14 protein-coding genes are annotated in these 18,579 nt (G+C 68.3%); 4 read left to right on the forward strand and 10 right to left on the reverse strand.

The window, feature by feature from the left end:
* Positions 1-110 precede the first annotated feature (110 nt).
* From SI859A1_RS02590 to lpxK, 4 genes are read left to right on the forward strand one after another with little or no spacing between them, the layout of a single operon-like run.
* A complete protein-coding gene (locus tag SI859A1_RS02590) occupies positions 111-347 on the forward strand; it encodes a DUF4170 domain-containing protein (RefSeq protein WP_009208313.1) in 237 nt (78 codons plus the stop codon).
* 54 nt (positions 348-401) lie between these two features.
* Positions 402-1,175, forward strand: coding sequence for a lysophospholipid acyltransferase family protein (locus SI859A1_RS02595; protein WP_244400880.1), 774 nt, complete (start codon positions 402-404; stop codon positions 1,173-1,175).
* Positions 1,172-2,500 carry a lipid IV(A) 3-deoxy-D-manno-octulosonic acid transferase gene (gene waaA / locus SI859A1_RS02600; protein WP_009208315.1) on the forward strand — a complete coding sequence of 443 codons (1,329 nt, stop codon included), beginning with the start codon at positions 1,172-1,174 and terminating at the stop codon, positions 2,498-2,500. The genes SI859A1_RS02595 and waaA overlap by 4 nt, the downstream gene beginning before the upstream one ends.
* Positions 2,500-3,528: a tetraacyldisaccharide 4'-kinase gene (gene lpxK, locus SI859A1_RS02605; protein ID WP_040326196.1), complete on the forward strand. Its 1,029-nt coding sequence runs from the start codon at positions 2,500-2,502 to the stop codon at positions 3,526-3,528. The genes waaA and lpxK overlap by 1 nt, the downstream gene beginning before the upstream one ends.
* A 19-nt stretch (positions 3,529-3,547) precedes the next feature.
* Here the strand turns inward: lpxK and SI859A1_RS02610 are convergent, their stop codons facing one another.
* From SI859A1_RS02610 to SI859A1_RS02655, 10 genes are all read right to left on the reverse strand, one after another.
* Positions 3,548-3,760, reverse strand: coding sequence for a DUF2093 domain-containing protein (locus tag SI859A1_RS02610; RefSeq protein ID WP_040325093.1), 213 nt, complete (start codon positions 3,758-3,760; stop codon positions 3,548-3,550).
* 97 nt (positions 3,761-3,857) lie between these two features.
* Positions 3,858-5,723 carry a DNA mismatch repair endonuclease MutL gene (gene mutL / locus SI859A1_RS02615; protein ID WP_009208317.1) on the reverse strand — a complete coding sequence of 622 codons (1,866 nt, stop codon included), beginning with the start codon at positions 5,721-5,723 and terminating at the stop codon, positions 3,858-3,860.
* A 122-nt stretch (positions 5,724-5,845) separates the two neighbouring features.
* On the reverse strand, positions 5,846-7,900 hold the full coding sequence (gene glgX, locus SI859A1_RS02620; protein WP_009208318.1) for a glycogen debranching protein GlgX: 2,055 nt from the start codon (positions 7,898-7,900) through the stop codon (positions 5,846-5,848).
* Between the two features lie 13 nt (positions 7,901-7,913).
* Positions 7,914-9,542 carry an alpha-D-glucose phosphate-specific phosphoglucomutase gene (locus SI859A1_RS02625; RefSeq protein ID WP_009208319.1) on the reverse strand — a complete coding sequence of 543 codons (1,629 nt, stop codon included), beginning with the start codon at positions 9,540-9,542 and terminating at the stop codon, positions 7,914-7,916.
* Positions 9,539-10,990 (reverse strand): glycogen synthase GlgA, encoded by a 1,452-nt coding sequence (gene glgA, locus SI859A1_RS02630; RefSeq protein WP_009208320.1) that lies wholly within the window; start codon positions 10,988-10,990, stop codon positions 9,539-9,541. The genes SI859A1_RS02625 and glgA overlap by 4 nt, the downstream gene beginning before the upstream one ends.
* On the reverse strand, positions 10,990-12,261 hold the full coding sequence (gene glgC / locus SI859A1_RS02635; protein ID WP_009208321.1) for a glucose-1-phosphate adenylyltransferase: 1,272 nt from the start codon (positions 12,259-12,261) through the stop codon (positions 10,990-10,992). The genes glgA and glgC overlap by 1 nt, the downstream gene beginning before the upstream one ends.
* Positions 12,262-12,419: 158 nt before the next feature.
* On the reverse strand, positions 12,420-14,918 hold the full coding sequence (locus SI859A1_RS02640; protein ID WP_009208322.1) for a glycogen/starch/alpha-glucan phosphorylase: 2,499 nt from the start codon (positions 14,916-14,918) through the stop codon (positions 12,420-12,422).
* The gene (gene pgi, locus SI859A1_RS02645) at positions 14,915-16,567 is read right to left on the reverse strand and encodes a glucose-6-phosphate isomerase (RefSeq protein ID WP_081451315.1); all 1,653 of its coding nucleotides are present in this window, start codon (positions 16,565-16,567) and stop codon (positions 14,915-14,917) included. Before pgi ends, SI859A1_RS02640 begins: the two co-directional genes overlap by 4 nt.
* 223 nt (positions 16,568-16,790) lie before the next feature.
* Positions 16,791-18,152, reverse strand: a complete 1,362-nt coding sequence (locus SI859A1_RS02650) for an NAD-dependent succinate-semialdehyde dehydrogenase (RefSeq protein WP_040325098.1) — start codon at positions 18,150-18,152, stop codon at positions 16,791-16,793.
* Between the two features lie 134 nt (positions 18,153-18,286).
* Positions 18,287-18,511: a hypothetical protein gene (locus SI859A1_RS02655; RefSeq protein ID WP_040325099.1), complete on the reverse strand. Its 225-nt coding sequence runs from the start codon at positions 18,509-18,511 to the stop codon at positions 18,287-18,289.
* Between the last annotated feature and the right edge of the window lie 68 nt (positions 18,512-18,579).

An 18,579-nucleotide genomic window follows, 5' to 3' on the forward strand; every position in this document is an offset into this window, starting at 1 on the left:
ACGGCGCCGTCGCCTTGGAGCGGACGGTATTTTGGTGCAGGACAAGGCTGCACCCGGTAACAACACCCCAGTCTGCGCCGCGCGCGGCGCGGTGCAGGACGAAAGAGGACATGATGGAAGAGCAGAAACCCAAGCAGCTTCTTCACCTGGTCTTCGGTGGCGAACTGGACGATCTCCAGAGCGTCGATTTCAAGGACCTCGACAATCTCGACATCGTCGGCATCTTTCCCGACTACGCCTCGGCCCTGGCCGCCTGGCGGTCGAAGGCGCAGCAGACCGTGGACAATGCCGCCATGCGGTATTTCATCGTCCACATGCACCGGCTGATGGACCCGGACAAGCAGTGAGATCGGTCTGTCCCCGGACAGGCGGTCGGGCTGACGTCGATGTCGGATGAATTGATGGCACAGGCTCGAACCGGCGAGGACGGCGCTCCGCCGAAACGCCCGCGGGGGACCCTGGGCGCGTGGCGCAAGCGCGTCCGGCGCCTGCTCCGCAGCCCGGCGACCATGGCGGTCGGCGGCAGCGCGATCTATGGCGGCCTGCGTCTCGTCCATGCGACCCAGAGGGAAGCCCCCGGTTCGACCGACTGGCGGGCCCGGCTGACCGCCGAGCATCCGGCCATCGTCGGCCTGTGGCACGGGCAGCATCTCCTGGCGCCGTTCTTCCGGCCGGCCGAACTGCCCTATGTCGCGCTCCTGTCGCGCAATGCAGACGCGGAGATGAACGCCGCCGTGGTCGCGCGCTTCGGCATCGAAACGGTGCGCGGCTCGGGCGGCCGTGCCGGGCCGGTGCGCGCCCAGAAGGGCGGGGCCAGGGCGCTGATCGCGTTGCGCCGCTATCTCGCCCGCGGATTCGGCGTCTGCATGATCGCCGACGTGCCGAAGGGCGTGCCGCGCGACGCCGGGCTCGGCATCGTGACGCTGGCGCGGATTTCCGGCCGTCCGGTCCTGCCGTCCGCGGCGGTCACCAGCCGGCGCTACGTGGTCGAGAGTTCCTGGGACAAGACGACGGTGCCGCTGCCCTTCGGCCGCATCGCGGTGGTGGTCGGCGATCCGATCCATGTGGCGGCCGATGCCGACGCGGAGGAGATGGAGGCCAAGCGGCGCGAGATCACGCTGGCGATCGAGGCGGCGAATGTCGCGGCCGAGCGGCTGGTCGGGAGGGTTGCGTGAGCGATTTCCTGGCACGCGCCGCACTCGCCTCCTACCGGGCGGCCGGCACGCTCGTCTATCCGCTGCTCGGCCCCTATGTCGGCTACCGCACATCGCGGGGCAAGGAAGACCCCTTGCGCCGCCGCGAACGCTACGGCCATGCCAGCGTCGAGCGCCCGGCCGGGCCGCTGGTCTGGGTGCATGCGGCGAGCGTCGGCGAAAGCGCCGCGGTCACGCCGCTGGTGCGGGCGATCGCCGCGGACGGCATCTCCGTCCTGATGACCACCGGCACGATGACCTCGGCGACGCTGGTCGCCGAACGGCTCGGCGACTGCGTCATCCATCAATATGTGCCGCTCGATCTCGGCCCCTCCATCCATCGCTTTCTCGACCATTGGTGCCCGGACGTGGCGATCGTGGCGGAGAGCGAGATCTGGCCGACGACGCTGATGGAGCTGAACCGGCGGCGCATTCCGCAGGTGCTGGTCAATGCGCGCCTCTCGGACCGCTCGTTCAAGCGCTGGAAGTCGGCGCCGTGGCTGGCCGAGGCGCTGATGGAAACACTGGCGCATGTGGTCGCCCAGTCGGATGTGGACGGCGAGCGCTTCCATCTCCTGGGCGCGCGGGCCGTCTCGGTGGCCGGCAATCTGAAGGCCGATACCGCTCCGCCGCCAAGCCCCGGCGCGGCGCTGGACGAGATGATCGCGGCGCTGGGCGAGAGGCGCCGCTGGGCCGCGTTGTCGACCCACGCAGGCGAGGAGACGCTGGCCGGCGAGGTGCACCGCAAGCTGGCCGCAAGCCATCCCGGACTTCTGAGCATCATCGTACCGCGCCACACCACGCGCGGCGACGAGATCGAGGCCGAACTGACCGGCGCCGGCCTCAAGGTCGCGCGGCGCAGTCGCGGCGACCTTCCCGATGCGGAAACCGATATCCTGCTCGGCGACACGATGGGCGAGATGGGGCTCTATCTGCGGCTCATCGACATCGCCTTTCTCGGCAAGTCGGTGACCGGCGAGGGCGGCCAGAACCCGCTCGAGGCGGCGATGCTGGGCACCGCGATCCTGTCGGGCCGCTATGTCCAGAACTTCCGCGACGCCTATCAGCGGCTGTTGAAGAATGGCGGTGCCAAGATCGTGCGCGACGGCGACACGCTGGCCGCCTGCCTTGCGCAGATCCTCGACGATCCGGCCGCGCTCGCCCGCATGAAGCGGGCCTCGGCGACGACGGTGGAGGAGATGCGCGGCGCGCTGCCGCGGACCATGCAGGCGCTGCAGCCGTTCCTGCATCCGCTGAAGCTGTCGGTCGGCCTCGACCGCTGCAACCGTCCGGCGGCGCCGCGATGATGCGGGCCGAGACGCCGCCCTTCTGGTGGCGGCCGAAAGCCTGGCAGAGCCTGATGCTGGCACCGGCGGCTGCGGTCTACGGGCGCGTGGCCCGGCGCAATCTGGAGAACGGCGAGCGCGCCGATGTCGGCGTGCCGGTGCTGTGCGTCGGCAATTTCACCGTCGGCGGCGGCGGCAAGACGCCGACCGCGATGGCACTCGGGCGCGCGGCGCTCGCCGAGGGGCTGCGTCCCGGCTTCGTGTCGCGCGGCCACGGGCGCGCCAGCCGCGGCGCGGTACTGGTCGATCCGGCGCATCACAGCGCGGCCGAGGTCGGCGACGAGCCGCTGCTCCTGGCCAGCGTCGCGCCGACCTGCGTCGCGGTGAACCGCCGGCAGGCCGCGCAGAAGCTGCTCGCCGAGCGCGGCGTCGACTTCATCATCATGGACGACGGCTTCCAGAGCGCCCGGCTGGCGATCGATTTCGCGCTGATCGCGGTGGATGCGCGGCGCGGTCTGGGCAATGGCGCAGTGGTGCCGGCCGGGCCGGTGCGCGCGCCGATCATCGACCAGATCCGCTATGCCGACGCGCTGCTGGTGATCGGCGAGGGCGACGCCGGCGACGCCGTGATCCGGCAGACGGCGCGGGGCAACAAGCCGATCTTCGAGGCGGCGCTGGAGCCGGAGAACGGCGCCCGTTTCGCCGGGCTGCGGGTGCTGGCCTTCGCCGGCATCGCCGATCCGGCGAAATTCTACGCCAGCCTGACCGCGCTCGGCGCCGAGATCGTCGAGAGCCGCGACTTTCCCGACCACCACGTCTTTTCCAGCGACGACATGGACGAATTGTCGGCCTCGGCCTGGCGCGAAGGCCTGCAGATGGTGACGACCCGCAAGGATGCGGTACGGCTGGCGACCGGGTCCGCCGCGATGCAGCTGTTCCTGAAGGAATGCGAGGTGCTCGACGTGGCGCTCGGCTTCGCGCCGCAGAGCCTCGGCGCCCGCATCATCCGCGACACGCGGCGCGCCTTCCGCCGGCGCAAATTCGGCTGAGCGGCGGGAGCCGGCCGCTTCAGCCCTTGCCGGCGACTTCCTTTTCGCGGCGGAACGAGGCCTCGCCGTCGACATAGGCTTCCTGGCGCTCGACGCTCCAGTAGCGCAACAGGTCGAGAGGGATCGCCTCGCCGGTCACGGCGCAGCGCACATAGGCGCCGGGCCGCACGACCTGAAAATCGGGCGTGCCGTAGCGCAGCTTCGCCTCGCCGCCGTTCTCCATGCGGTTCATGGATGTCTCCGCTGTCGGTGGACCGGCCTTGCCAGCCGGTCGGTCGGCTTCTGACTAACGCCGGGCCGGGGAGCCGTCAAATGGCACCGCCTCGCGCTCAGCGGCGGCCGAACATCTTCTCGATGTCGGCGAGCTTCAGCTCGATGAAGGTCGGCCGGCCATGATTGCACTGGCCCGAGCCGGGCGTCGCCTCCATGTCGCGCAGGAGCGCGTTCATCTCTTCGGGCTTCATCAGCCGTCCCGAGCGCACCGAGCCGTGGCAGGCGATGGTGGCGGCGACGTGGTCGATGCGGCCGCGCACGGCGTCGGCGGTGCCGGCCTCGGCGAGTTCGTCGGCGAGATCGCGCATCAGACGCTGGCAATCGACGCTGCCGAGGATGGCCGGCGTCTCGCGCACGGCCACCGCGCCGGGGCCGAAGCGCTCGATGCCGAGGCCGAGCCGGGCGAAGGTCTCCGCCTGCTCGGCGAGGCGATCGACGTCGTCCTCCGGCAGATCGACGATCTCCGGGATCAGCAGCAGCTGCGAGGCGAGGGGGCGACCGTGCAGGGCCGTCTTCAGCGCCTCGTAGACGAGGCGCTCATGGGCGGCGTGCTGGTCAACGATGACGATGCCGTCCTCGGTCTCCGACACGATGAAGTTACGGTGGAACTGCGCCTTGGCCGCGCCGAGCGGGTGGTCGCTCCCGTTCGCCGCGTCCTCGGCGGACTCGGTGTCCGGGGCGGCGATGGCAACGGGTGCCTGTGCAGGGGAGCCGGCGTCCGGTCCGCGGTCGAGGGTCGTGGCACCGGCGCCCATATCGAGGGGTCGGTAGGGCGAGGCCTCGGCGGCATAGGCGGCCTGGCGCGGCGCGGCGAAGCCGCCGGGCGCGAAGCCGTCGAAGCGGCGCGGAGCGGGCGTCACCGGTGCCGGCTCGGCCGGGGCGGCGCCCCGGAAGCGGGCCATCAGGCCGGAGGAATTGGTGGTCGCCGAGCGCAGGCCGGCCTCGTTGAAGGCCTGGCGCAGCGAGCCGACGATCAGGCCGCGCACCAGCCCCGGATCGCGGAACCGCACATCGGCCTTGGCCGGATGGACATTGACGTCGACGAGGGCCGGGTCGAGCTCGAGAAACAGGACGGCGACGGGATGGCGGTCGCGGGCCAGAACGTCGGCATAGGCGCCGCGCAGGGCCGAATGCAGCGTCTTGTCGCGGACCGGGCGGCCATTGACGTAGAAGAATTGCTGCTGGCCGTTGCCGCGATTGTAGGTCGGGATGCCGGCAAAGCCGCGCAGCCGCACGTCCTCGCGCATGGCGTCCACCGGGATAGCATTGTCGGCGAAGTCCGGGGTCAGCACGTCGGCGATGCGCGGCAGCGGTGCGTCGCCGGGCACCGCCTCGAACACCGTCGTCGTGCGGTCGGGGCCGGACAGCTCGAAGCGGACGCCTGGAAAGGCGATGGCGATGCGCCGGACGATCTCGGTGATGGCGCTGGATTCGGCCCGGTCGCTCTTCAGGAATTTCAGCCGGGCGGGCACGGCATGGAAGAGATCGCGGACCTCGATCACCGTGCCCCTGGACAGGGCGGTGGGGCGCAGCTCGGACGGGCGGCCCGCCTCGACGCAAATCTCGTAGGCTTCGTCGCTGCCGGCGGCCCGCGACTTCAGGCTGAGCCGGCCGACCGAGCCGATCGAGGGCAGGGCCTCGCCGCGAAAGCCGAGCGTGCCGATGGCGTCGAGGCCGCCGGCGAGCTTGGAGGTGCAATGCCGGCGCACCGCCAGCGGTATCTCGGCGGCTGGAATGCCGCAGCCGTCGTCGCTGATCCGGATGAGATTCTTGCCGCCGCCGGCCGTGGCGATCTCGATGCGCCTTGCGCCGGCATCGAGGGCGTTCTCGACAAGCTCCTTGACGACGCTGGCCGGCCGCTCGACGACTTCGCCGGCGGCGATCTGGTCGATCAGGGCATCGGAGAGCTGCTGGATGGGCATGGGACACGGGCCCGGTTCGCGGTCAAGGAGGCGCGGAGCATCGCCGCGCGCCTGCCGTTCTTACCGGCTCGTTGGGGCGGCAGCAAACCGCAGGTCAGCCGCACCTGTGGACGGCAGGGCGATCAGAGCCGCTCCTCGAGGATGACGAACACCGAGCGTGACTGGATGATCAGCCCGTCCGCCGCGTCGATCCGTCTGGGTTCGAGCTGCGGCCAGTCCGACTGGAGATGCAGGCAATAGGCGTGGTCGGCGCGCGGCGGTGGCAGGGTGACCGCGACATCGGTATCGCCGGCGTTGAGGTAGATCACCGCGCGTTCGCTCTCGATGTCGTCGGCGCCGCGCGGTGCATAGACCGACATGCCGAGAAAGCGCCGATCCGGATCGGACCAGTCGCCCGGTTCCATGGGAGCGCCATCCTCGCGCAGCCAGACGACGTCTTCGACGTCGCCGCCCTCGACGGGGCGGCCGGTGAGGAAGCGGTCGGCATTCAGCGCCGGATGGGCGCGGCGCAGTTGCGACAGCCGGGCGACGAAGGCGGCGAGATCGGTGTCGGCCCGTGCCCAGTCGAGCCAGGTAATCTCGTTGTCCTGGGCATAGCCATTGTTGTTGCCGCCCTGGCTGCGGCCGAATTCGTCGCCGGCGACGATCATCGGCGTGCCGCGCGCGACCATCAACGTCGCCAGCAAGGCGCGGATGTCCTTGCCGCGTGCTTCGAGGACAGCAGGATCGTCGGTGTCGCCCTCGACGCCGTTGTTCCAGGAGTGGTTGTCGTTGTGGCCGTCGCGATTGCCCTCGCAATTGGCCGCGTTGTGCTTGTCGGCATAGGCGGTGATATCGGCCAGCGAAAAGCCGTCATGGGCGGCGATGAAATTGACGCCGCTCGAGGGGCGGCGACCGTCGCGGTCGTAGAGGTCGGCCGAGCCGGCGAGGCGCGTCGCCAGCGCCCCGACCATGCCGGCATCGCCGCGCCAGAAGCGGCGGACATCGTCGCGGAACTTGTCCTGCCACTCGAACCACGGCTTGGGAAACTGGCCGACCTGATAGCCGCCGGGTCCGATGTCCCAGGGTTCGGCGACATGGATGCGGTGCTGCAGGACGGGATCGGCGGCGAGCATGCGGAAGAACGGCGCGTCGGTGGAGAAGCCGTCGTCCAGCCGTCCCATGACCGGGGCGAGGTCGTAGCGGAAGCCGTCGAGGCCGGTCGCCTCGACCCAGGTCCGCAGCGCGTCGATGCACAGCCGCGCCACCGGTTCGCGGTGGGTGGCGAGGGTATTGCCGGTGCCGGTGTCGTTGACGAGCAGGCCCGGCTCGTCCTCGGCGTGGCGGTAGTAGAGGAGATTGTCGAGGCCGCGATAGCAGACGGTCGGCCCGCCCTCGTCGCCTTCGCCGGAATGGTTCAGCACCACGTCGAGCAGCACCTTGATGCCGCGCGCATGGAGCGCGTCGACCACCCGGCGGATCTCGGCAAAGCCGCCCGGCGCAAGCCGCGGGTCGGGCGCCATGTGGGTGATGGGATTGTAGCCCCAGGCATTGGTCAGGCCGTGCGCCGAAAGATGGCCCTCGTCGATCCAGGCGGCGAGGGGCATCAGTTCGACGGCCTCGACGCCGAGCTTTTCCATGTGGTCGAGGAAGACCGGTTCGGCGAGAGCGGCGACGGTGCCGCGGATTTCGGCCGTGACATCGGGATGGCGCTGGGAATAGGCGCGGACCAATACCTCGTAGGTCAGGCCGGGGGTGGTGAATGGCAGGGGCGCGGCGCTGCGATCAAGCGCGGTGACGAGCGCCCGCGGCATGTAGGGCGCGCTGTCGAGCTGGCGCCCGGGGGGCGCTGCCAGCACCGGATGATAGAGGAAGGGGCGGTCGAGTTGCACCGCATAGGGATCGACCAGGAGCTTGGACGGGTCGAAGCGATGGCCGTCCTTCGGTCGGTAGGGCCCGAAGGCCCTCAGCCCGTAGCGGGCGCCCACCGCCAGCCCCGGCACGAAGCCGTAGCGCCGGCCGTCCTTTTCGCCTGGCAGGACAAGCCGCGCGGTTTCCCGCGTGCCGGTGGCGTCGAAGAGGCAGAGCTGGATGGCGTCGGCATTCTCGGAATGGACGGCGAAATGGACGCCGTCGCCGTCGAGCGTCGCGCCGAGCGCGGCGGGCCTGCCGCGCTCGGCCGTGATTGCGTAGGTCATGCAGTCCCTGCGGTCAGGTGATGACGTCCGGCGCCGTGCGACCGGTGCGCTTGCCGATCTCGCCGATCGCCGAGGCCGTGTCGATGAGTTCGGTCAGCGCCTGTTCGGGGGCAATGTCGTGGCGCGTGCGGTCGGGCTCGTAGCGCTCGATATAGACGCGCAGGGTGGCGCCCTTGGTGCCGGTGCCCGACAGGCGGTAGACGATGCGCGAGCCGCCGGAGAAGACGATCCGCACGCCCTGGCCGGTGGCGACCGAGCCGTCGACAGGGTCCTTATAGGAGAAGTCGTCGGCCTCGGAGACGACGAGCGTGCCGAAGCGCTGGCCGGCCATGGAGGCGAGGCGGTCGTGCAGCGAGCCCATCAGCCCCTCGGCCGCCTTGGCGTCGACCTCCTCATAGTCGTGGCGCTGGTAGTAATTGCGGCCGAACTCGGCCCAGTGGCTCTCCAGGATCGCCTGCACGCTTTCGCGGCGCACGGCCAGGATGTTGAGCCACAGGAGCACCGCCCACAGGCCGTCCTTCTCGCGGACATGGTCGGAGCCGGTGCCGGCGCTCTCCTCGCCGCAGATCGTCACCTTGCCGGCATCGAGCAGCGTGCCGAAGAACTTCCAGCCGGTGGGCGTCTCGTACATGCCGATGCCGCGCTTGGCTGCGACCCGGTCGGCGGCCTGGCTGGTCGGCATGGAGCGGGCGATGCCGGCGATGCCGTCCTTGTAGGCCGGTGCCAGATGGGCGTTGGCGGCCAGCACCGCCAGCGAATCCGAGGGCGAGACGACGATGCCCTTGCCGACGATCAGGTTGCGGTCGCCATCGCCGTCGGAAGCCGCGCCGAAATCCGGACCATTGGGGGCCATCAGCTGGTTGATCAGCGTCGCGGCGTGGACGGCGTTGGGATCGGGATGACCGCCGCCGAAATCCTCCAGCGGCTCGCCGTTGATCACCGTGCCGAGCGGGGCGCCCAGCCGGTTTTCCAATATTTCCTTGGCATAGGGGCCGGTCACGGCGTGCATGGCGTCGAAGCGCAGGGTGAAGCGGGAGGCGATCAGGTCGCGGATCTGGCCGAAATCGAACAGTTTCTCCATCAGTGCGGCATAGTCGGCGACCGGATCGATGACCTCGACCACCATGTCGCCGAGCTTCGTCTCGCCGAATTCGGCAAGGCTCGGGGCGTCGCCGGACCAGATGCGGTACTGCGACATCGTCCGCGTGCGCTCGAAGATCGCGGAGGTGATCTTCTCCGGCGCCGGGCCGCCATTGGCGACATTGTACTTGATGCCGAAATCGCCCTTCGGGCCGCCGGGATTGTGGCTCGCCGACAGGATGATGCCGCCGGCCGCCTTGCGTATGCGGATCAGGTTGGAGGCGGCCGGCGTCGACAGGATGCCGCCGCGGCCGACCACGACGCGGCCATAGCCGTTGCCGGCGGCCATGCGGATCGCGGTCTGGATCACCTCGCGATTGTAGAAGCGGCCGTCGCCGCCGATCACCAGGGTCTCGCCGTCATGGCTGTCGGCGGCGTCGAAGATCGCCTGGATGAAATTCTCGGCGTAATTGGCCTGGCGGAAGTGCGGGACGCTCTTGCGCAGGCCCGAGGTGCCGGGCTTCTGGTCGTTGAAGGGCTTGGTGGCGATCGTCTCGATCATGGCCGCTGGTCTCCGATAAGATCGCGGAAGAGTTGGGCGTAGTGCCCGGCGCTGCTGCGCCAGGATACGTCGGATTGCATCGCGCTGAGCTGTAGCTGGCGCCAGGCGGCCGGGTCGGCATAGAGCCGCTGCATCCGGTCGACGGCGTCGATGAGATCGTCGCGCGTGGGCGGCGCGAAGATGAAGCCGGTGGCGACGCCGGCGGTGATGGCGGCGTGGTTGGCGTCGATCACCGTGTCGGCGAGGCCGCCGACCTTGGCGACCACCGGAATGCAGCCATAGCGCAGGCCGTAGAGCTGGGTGAGGCCGCAGGGCTCGAAGCGCGACGGCACGAGGATCGCGTCGGCCCCGGCCTGCACCCGGTGGGACAGGGCTTCGTCATAGCCGATGCGCACGCCGATCTTGTTCGGATGCCGGGTATGAGCGGCCTGGAAACTGCCCTCGATCATCGGCTCGCCTGAGCCGACCACGACCATGCGCACGCCGCGCTCGACGAGGTCGTCGCAGGCGTCGGCAACGAGGTCGAGGCCCTTCTGCCATGTCAGGCGGCTGACCACGGCGACGATCGGGCCGTCCTCATGGGCAAGGCCGAACTCGGTTTCCAGCGCGCGCTTGTTGCGCTGGCGCGCCTTGGGCGAGCGGGCGCTGTAATGATGCGGGATGTCGGGATCGGTTTTCGGGTTCCAGACGTCGGTATCGATGCCGTTGACTATGCCCACCAGCCGTTCGCCGCGTCCGCGCAAGAGGCCGTCGAGCCCCATGCCGCCGCCCGGCGTCAGGATCTCCTCGGCATAGGTCGGGCTGACGGTGGTGACCGCGTCGGCGGCGTGCAGGCCGCCCTTCAGATAGCCGACATTGCCGTAATATTCGACGCCCTCGATCGACCAGGCGGATGGCGGCAGGCCAAGGCGCGGAAAAATCTGGTAGGGGAAATTGCCCTGGAAGGCGAGGTTGTGGATGGTCACCACGCTGCGTGGCCGGGGCTTGCCGGATACCGCGAGATAGACCGGCGTCAGCGCCGCCTGCCAGTCATGGGCATGGACGATCGCCGGTGCGAAGCCGGGGATTGCGCCCTGGCCGATCTCGGCACCGGCCGTCGACAGCGCCGCGAAGCGGGCCCAGTTGTCGGCGTGGTCGTGGCCGGCGCTCGACACATAGGGACCGCCGGTCCGATCGAAGAGATGCGGCGCGTCGAGGACGAGAAGGTCGAGCCCGCCGGCGGTCGCGGCAAGGACGCGCGCCGGGCCGCCGAAGAGATCGTCGAAACGGCAAGCGATGTCGGCATTTTCGATCTGCCGCATGACATCGGGATAGCCCGGCATGAGCGTACGCACGGCAAAGTCGTGGGCCGCCAGCGAGGCGGGAAGCGCCCCCGCAACGTCCGCCAGCCCGCCGGTCTTGATTAGCGGGAAGACTTCCGAGGCGACGGAGAGCACGCCGGTGGTCATCAGTAGGTGAGCCTGTCGATCATCGGCTTGGTGACGAGGCAGATGCCGTTCGCCGTGCGGCGGAACCGCTTGGCGTCGAGCTCGGGATCCTCGCCGATCACCAGGCCGTCGGGGATCTCCACGCCGCGGTCGAGCACCGCCCTGGTGATGCGGGCATGGCGGCCGATACGGCACTGGGGCAGCACGACCGCGTGGTCGAGCATGGAATAGGAGCGCTGGCGCACCCCGGTGAACAGCAGCGAGCGGTGCAGCTGACCGCCTGAGATGATGCAATCGCCCGAGACCAGCGAGGAGATCGCCGAACCCCGGCGGCCGTCCTCGTCATGGACGAACTTGGCCGGCGGCACCACGTCGGCATAGGTCCAGATCGGCCAGTCGCGGTCGTAGATGTCGAGCGGCGGAATGATGTCGGTCAAATCGATATTGGCCTGCCAGTAGGCATCCACCGTGCCGACGTCGCGCCAGTAGGCCTCGTCGTCCGGCTCGTTCTCCGAGCGTACCACCGACAGGTTGAAGCGATGGGCGACGGCGCGGCCGTGCTTGACGATATGCGGGATGATGTTCTTGCCGAAATCGCGGCTCGACCCGGGATCGGCGGCGTCGCGGCGCAACTGGTCCATCAGGAAATTGGTCTCGAAGACATAGATGCCCATCGAGGCCAGCGCCGTGTCGGGACGACCCGGAATGGCCGGGGGATCGGCCGGCTTCTCGACGAAATCGGTGATGTTGTAGTTCTCGTCGACATGCATGACGCCGAAGGCGACAGCTTCCATGCGCGGCACTTCGAGGCAGCCGACCGTCACGTCCGCCCCCGAATCCACATGCTGCTGGAGCATGATCTCGTAGTCCATCTTGTAGACGTGGTCGCCGGCCAGGATGACGATGTAGCGCGGCGCGTAGGATTCGATGATATCGATGTTCTGGTACACGGCGTCGGCGGTGCCGGCGTACCACTGGTCCTCGGACACGCGCTGGCTGGCCGGCAGGATGTCGAAGCTCTCGTTGCGGCCCGGCCGCAGGAAGTTCCAGCCGTTCTGCAGATGCCGGATCAGGCTGTGAGCCTTGTACTGGGTGGCGACGCCGATGCGGCGGATACCGGAATTGATGGCGTTGGAGAGCGCGAAGTCGATGATCCGCGTCTTGCCGCCGAAGAAGACGGCCGGCTTGGCGCGGCTGTCGGTCATCTCCATCAGCCGACTGCCGCGTCCGCCGGCCAGTACGTAGGCCATCGTCTCGCGGGCCAGCGGTCCGGCGCGTCTGTTCTCTGCCATGAACTCCTCCCTGGATCATCCATGGGGCAGACGGCTCTCCGGATGGCTGGCTGACTGGCCCCCGGTACCCGATCGTTCTTCCCCCACGCATGTCGAACATAGCGCAGACGCGGCCCGACGCCATGCCGGATCGCGATCAATCGCCTCTGCTATGGGAATCAGGCGTCCGGCCCGGCCTTCCAGATGTCGCGGGCATATTCGCGGATCGACCGGTCGGACGAGAACCAGCCCATGCGCGCCGTATTGTGGACGGCCTTGGCCTGCCACTCGTCCTGGTCCTGCCAGAGCGCGTCCAGACGGCGCTGGGTGTCCCAATAGGCCTGGAAGTCGGCGCAGGTCATCCACCAGTCGTTGTTGTAGAGGTTGGAGACCAGGTCGTGGTAGCGCGCCGGGTCCTCCGGCGAGAAGACGCCCGAGGAGATGGCGTCCAGCGCCTCGCGCAGCAGCGGCAGCTCGGCGATGATCGAGCGGCCGCTATGGGCCTCGCGCCGCCGCTGGGCGACCTCCTCGGCGGTCAGGCCGAAGATGAAGATGTTGTCCTCTCCGACATGCTCCAGCATCTCGACATTGGCGCCGTCGAGGGTGCCGATGGTCAGCGCGCCGTTCATGGCGAACTTCATGTTGCCGGTGCCGGACGCCTCGAGGCCGGCCGTCGAGATCTGCTCCGACAGGTCGGCCGCCGGCATGATGATCTCGGCGAGGCTGACATTGTAATTCGGGATGAACACCACCTTCAGGAGGTCGCGGACCGCCGGATCGCTGTTGATCGTGCGGGCGACATCGTTGGCGAGGTGGATGATCTGCTTGGCCTGGGCGTAGCTCGGCGCCGCCTTGCCGGCGAAGATCTTGACGCGCGGCGTCCAGTCGCGCTCAGGGTGTGAGCGGATCTGGTCGTAGAGCGCGATCGCCTCGATGATGTTGAGGAACTGGCGCTTGTATTCGTGGATGCGCTTGACCTGGATGTCGAAGATCGCGCCCGGATCGACCTGCGTCGCCATGCGCTCACCGATGAGATTGGCCAGCTGCTCCTTGTTGCGGCGCTTGACCGCCGCGAAGCGCTCGCGGAAGGCGGCATCGTCGGCCAGCGGATCGAGATCGGCGATCTTCTCGATATCGTCGAGGAAGGCCGGGCCGATCGCATCGGTCACGAGGTCGGTGAGGCCGGGATTGGCCTGCATGAGCCAGCGCCGCGGGGTCACGCCATTGGTCTTGTTCTCGATCCGGTCGGGATAGAGCAGGTGGAGATGGTGGAACACCGTCTCCTTCATCAGTTCGGTGTGCAGCGCCGAGACGCCGTTGACGGCATGGCTGCCGACGAAGGCGAGCTGGCCCATGCGCACGCGCCGGCCATTGCCCTCGTCGATCAGCGAAATCGCGGCAATCTTGGAATCGTCGAAGCCCTTCTCCTGCGCCGCCTCGCGGATGACGCCGGCATTGATGGCGTAGATGATCTGCATCTGGCGCGGCAGGAGCCGCTCGAACAGATGGATCGGCCAGTGCTCCAGCGCCTCGGGTAGCAGCGTGTGGTTGGTATAGGAGAAGGTGTTGCGGGTGATCTCCCAGGCCTCGGCCCATTCATGGCCGTGCACGTCGATCAGGAGCCGCATCAGTTCGGCGACCGAGACGGCGGGATGGGTGTCGTTCAGCTGGATCGAGAACTTGTCGGCGAGGTTCGACAGATTTTCGTTGGCGTGGAGATGGCGCCGGATGATGTCCTGCAGCGAGGCGGAGGAGAAGAAGTACTCCTGCCGCAAGCGTAGTTCCTGGCCGGCCTGGTGCGAGTCGGCCGGATAGAGGATGCGGGTGATCGCCTCGGCCTTGTTGGATTCGACCAGGGCGCCGATGTGATCGCCGGAATTGAACGCGTCGAGCAAGATGGGGTCGAGCGGCTGGGCGCTCCACAGGCGCAGCGTGTTCACGCGGCGACCGCGCCAGCCGACGATCGGCGTGTCGTAGGCGACGGCGAGAACGCGCTCGGCCGGACGCCAGACCTGCCGGGCCGGGCGGCCGGGCTCCTGGATGGTGGTGACCTTGCCGCCGAAGCCGATCTCATAGGCAAGTTCGCGGCGCTCGAACTCCCACGGATTGCCATGGGCGAGCCAGGTTTCCGGCAGCTCCACCTGGGCGCCGTCGGCGATTTCCTGGCGGAAGAAGCCGTGGACGTAGCGGATGCCGTAGCCGAAGCCGGGAATGTCGGTGGAGGCCATCGACTCCATGAAGCAGGCGGCGAGGCGGCCGAGGCCGCCATTGCCGAGCGCTGCGTCGGGCTCCAGCAGTTCGACGAGGTCGAGATCGACGCCATAGCGCGACAGCGCCTCGCGGATCGGCTCGGTCAGGTTGAGATTGTTGATCGCGTCGCGCAGCAGGCGGCCGATCAGGAATTCCATCGACAGGTAGCAGACGCGCTTCTCGCCGCTGGTCTTGGCCCGCTGGGAGGATTCCATCCACTGGTCGATGATCCGGTCGCGGATGACCAGCGTTGTCGCCTCAAGCCAGTCGTAGCGCCGTGCCTCGGCCGGTGTCTTGCCGACGGAGTAGGTCAGCTTCTCGACGATCTGCCGGGCCAGCGTCTCCGGGTCGTTCTTGCGGGGTGCGGGTGTCGGGGCACCGGTTCCGTCCAGGGCGGAATCGACCTCGTTCGTCATGTCGGCCATCATGACCCCCTCAGTTTGTGGATTGCTGCAACGAGACCGGCGGTAGAGCTGTCGCGCCCCTCTGCCGAAGTCTCGCCGGTAATGACGGGAACCAGCCGGTTGGCCAGTTCCTTGCCGAGTTCGACGCCCCATTGATCGAAGGCGTTGATGCCGTAGAGCTGGGCCTCGACGAAGACCCGGTGCTCGTAGAGCGCGATCAGGCGGCCGAGCGTGGCCGGGTCGAGCTGGCGGTAGAGCAGGGTGATCGACGGCCGGTCGCCGGGGAACACGCGATGCGGCGCGATCCGCTCGGCCTGTTCTCGCTCCATGCCGCCGTCGAGAAGCTGCTGGCGCGCCTCGTCCAGCGTGCGGCCGCGCATCAGCGCCTCGCTCTGGGCCAGGCAATTGGCCAGCAGCAGGTCCTGATGGACCCGCATCTCGGCCGGCTCGTGGGCATTGGCACCGACCAGGAACTCGACCGGAATGATGTCGGTGCCCTGGTGGATGAGCTGGAAGAAGGCGTGCTGGCCGTTGGTGCCGGGCTCGCCCCAGACCACCGGACCGCTCACGGGAACGGTTTCGCCGTCGAGGCCGACGCGCTTGCCGTTCGATTCCATGTCGAGCTGCTGGAGATAGGCGGGGAAGCGCGACAGCCGCTGGTCGTAGGGGATGACGGCGCGGGTCGGATAGTCGCAGAGCGCCCGGTGCCAATAGCCGACGAGCCCCAGCAGGACCGGCAGGTTCTGGTCCAGCGGCGCGGTGCGGAAATGCGTGTCCATCTCGCGGGCGCCGGCGAGGAAGTCGCGGAAGTCCGAGGCGCCGATGGCGATCATCAGCGGCAAGCCGATCGCCGACCAGATCGAATAGCGACCGCCGACCCAGTCCCAAAAGCCGAAGATGCGCTCCGATGCGATGCCGAAGTCGGCGACCTTGTCGAGCGCGGTAGAGACGGCGGCGAAGTGATCGCCCACCGCGTCCTCACCCAGCGCGTCGCTGATCCAGCGGCGCGCGGCGGCGGCGTTGGTCATGGTCTCGATGGTGGTGAAGGTCTTCGACGCGATGATGAAGAGCGTGGAGGCCGGGTCCAGCGTCTTCAGCGTGTCGGCGATATGCGCGCCATCGACATTGGAGACGAAATGCGTGCGCGGCCCGTCGTGATAAGGCGCCAGCGCGAGGGTCGCCATGGCCGGGCCAAGGTCGGAGCCGCCGATGCCGATATTGACCACGTCGGTGATCTGCGTGTCGCGGGCGCCGGTGATGGTGCCGTTGCGCACGCCCTCTGCGAAGGCGCTCATCGCCTTCAGCACGTCCGCCACGGCGCCGCTCACCGGGTTGCGGGCGGCGCGGAAGCCGTCCATCGGCTCGGCGCGCAGCGCCATGTGCAGCACCGAGCGGTCTTCAGTGAAGTTGATCGGTTCGCCGGCGAACATGGCGTCACGCCGGGCCTCGACACCGCGGCTGCGGGCGAGGGCGATCAGGGCATCACGGGCATCGTCGTCGATCGAGGTCTTGGAATAGTCGAGGACGAGATCGCCCAGCGCGGCGGAAAACTCCAGATAGCGGCTCGGATCGTCGGAAAACAGCGAACGGATGCCGCGATCGGCGGCCTGCCGGGCCATTCCGGTCAGTTCTGCAGCCGCAGGAGAAGCGCCGGAATCGGACGTCTGGCTCATGAATTGCCCTGCCATGATGTTGGATGCGGTCGTCGCAAGAAAGCGCCTGCCCTGCGGCCTTTTAAGCCGGTTGTGGATAGGAGGCAAACGCCGGGTCGGCGCCGCTCATGGCCTGATGTGCCCTATTATAGGGCACATATCGGCGGTGCTGCAATTCGCGGCGCTCGATTTCATGAAAGGGGGGCCGGCAGGTGCGAGCCTGCCGACCCCATCAGCTGTCGTCTCAGTCGATCGTGACGGTCTTCACATTCATGAATTCCAGCATGCCTTCATGCGCCAGTTCGCGGCCGTAGCCGGAACGCTTGACGCCGCCGAAGGGCAGACGCTGGTCCGAGGCGGTCATGCGGTTGATGTGGGTGCCGCCCTGGTCGAGCTCGCGGATGAAGCGTTCCTGCTCGGCCGGCTCGGTCGTCCAGGCCGAACCGCCAAGGCCGAAGTCGGAATCATTGGCGAGGTCGATGGCCTCGTCGATTGACTTGACCTTGAACATGATCGCGCAGGGGCCGAACAGCTCTTCGCGATAGGCCGGGGCGCTCTCCGGTACATCGGCGAGGATCGACGGCTGGAAGAAATAGCCCGGGCCCTCCGGCGCCGGGCCGCCGGTCACGAGCTTCGCCCCGGCGCTGACCGATCTGTCGATCTGGTCCTTCAGGTCGTCGACGCCGGCCTTCATGGCAAGCGGGCCCATGCCGGTGTCGTCGGCCATCGGGTCGCCGAGCTTGATGGCTTCGACGGCCTCGGTGTAGCGGCCGAGATAATCCTCGTAGACGTCCTCATGGACGATGAAGCGCTTGGCGGCGATGCAGCTCTGGCCATTGTTCTGCATGCGGGCGGTGACGCCCACCTCGACCGCCTTGGCGATATCGGCGGAGGGCATGACGATGAAGGGGTCGGAGCCGCCGAGTTCCAGCACGGTCTTCTTGATCTCGGAGCCCGCGGTGGATGCGACGGCCGAGCCGGCGCCCTCGCTGCCGGTCAGGGTGGCCGCGCGCACGCGGCTGTCCTTGAGGATCACCTCGACCTTGGAGGAGGAGATCAGGAGGGTCTGGAAGACGCCCTGCGGCGCGTCGGCGTCGAGGAAGATGCGCTCGATCTCCAGCGCGCACTGGCTGACATTGGAGGCGTGCTTCAGGATGCCGACATTGCCGGCCATGATCGCCGGGGCGGCGAAGCGCATGCACTGCCAGTAGGGGAAGTTCCACGGCATGACCGCCAGAACCGGGCCGATCGGCAGATAGGTCACGAAATTGCGGCCGGCGGGGCCGTCCCGCACGTCGTCGGCGACGAATTTCTCAGCGTTCTCCGCGTAGAAGCGCAGGGCGTTGGCGCATTTGCCGACCTCGGCCTCGGCTTCCTTCAGCCGCTTGCCCATCTCCATGGTGGCGATGCGGGCGAGTTCGGTCTTCCGGGTGTCCATCTGGTCGGCGGCCCGCATCAGAACTTCGGCGCGCCGGGCGAAGGAGGTCTTGCGCCAGTCGCGGAAGGCCAGATCGGCATTGGCGAGGGTGCGCTCGATATCGGCGTCGGTGTGCGCGGCGAATTCCTCGATGGTCTCGCCCGTCGCCGGATTGATGCTCGTGGGCATGGTCTCTCCTGATGGTCGCGTCGTTTCATGCACCGGTCCGCGCCGTCCGGCCGGGCCGCTTCGCTAGTTAGCACGAAGCCGGCGCCCGGACAGAGGCGCGGATCGGACCGTCGGACGAAGCCGACGGCGACGGATCAGGTGCGTGCGGCCGAGAGGTTCTCGATCGCGGTGTCGAGGGACTCGCTGGTAGCCTTCACCTCGGGCACGTTCGGGTCGTTCTTCAGGATCTGCTGCAACGACGAGCGCCATTCCGACAAGATGGTTTCCTTCTCGCCGTCGGACAGCCGGTCGTCCTTCAGGACGTCCTCGGGCTTGTCGTACGAGCCATGGGTCGGGTGATCGAATTTCGACGACATCATTGTCGGTCTCCTGCCTGTCGTTTCGGGGCGGGCGCGGCGGGCCGGACATGCCGGCGCCGTCGCGCCTT

Origin of the sequence: Aurantimonas manganoxydans SI85-9A1 (genome assembly GCF_000153465.1) — a bacterium.
In the GTDB taxonomy this organism is placed as follows: domain Bacteria; phylum Pseudomonadota; class Alphaproteobacteria; order Rhizobiales; family Rhizobiaceae; genus Aurantimonas; species Aurantimonas manganoxydans.